Source organism: Facilibium subflavum, from assembly GCF_003574485.1.
GTDB lineage: Bacteria > Pseudomonadota > Gammaproteobacteria > Francisellales > Francisellaceae > Facilibium > Facilibium subflavum.
The window spans coordinates 1-594 of record NZ_QLIT01000131.1 but is presented as its reverse complement, the minus strand read 5'-3'; the positions used below and the strand labels follow the sequence as shown (position 1 = coordinate 594).

Here is a 594-nt window from a genome sequence, read left to right as displayed (position 1 = left end):
AACATTCATTTGTTCAGTGCCATCTATTGAATCGAGAAGTTCATTGATACGCTTCCATATCCAAGGCGCACCATCGGCGACAAATACAAGATTGTTTATCTCAGACAAGTTAAGTCCTAATAGATACTTTTTAAGTAAGTTAAACATTGCTTTAGGGCTACCAATCATACCATCAATTATTGGAAGTTCTTTTTGGGCGCATTCGGAATTTGTGGGTAAATAGTTCTTTACCGTTGAATTAATCTCCAAGGTATAATACAACTAAATGTATTCACCTTAATGAGTTTGACCATAATGAACTTAGCTGAGCAAAACTTACAAGACATTCAAAAAGAAATATCAACTATAATTGAAAAATTGACTGCGCTGAACACTAGTAAATGTATAGCATATAGCACCAATAAAGTTGAAACTGCTCAAGAGCTATCAAATAAACTATCAGATTTGTATACAGCATTTCGTCATCAAGAGAAAGTATTAACAGATACTTTTAAATCGGAAATCAAATCTCAACTAGATGCGCTAGGTAAACGTTATTTTTTCAAAGAATATAGAGCTACGAATGTTATGTACCGTAATGGAACCCGCATTGAT

The 594-nt window shown here is 33.5% G+C and carries 1 protein-coding gene and 1 pseudogene; one reads left to right on the top strand and one right to left on the bottom strand.

Features of this window, described 5'->3' with window-relative positions; all coding sequences use genetic code 11:
- Positions 1–261, bottom strand: a pseudogene (locus DNK84_RS14640) (hypothetical protein); the annotation flags it as partial.
- Positions 262–294: 33 nt separating this feature from the next.
- Here DNK84_RS14640 and DNK84_RS08325 point away from each other — a divergent pair.
- Positions 295–594, top strand: a 300-nt coding sequence (locus tag DNK84_RS08325) for a hypothetical protein (protein ID WP_162902317.1), incomplete at its 3' end; no start/stop codon positions are given.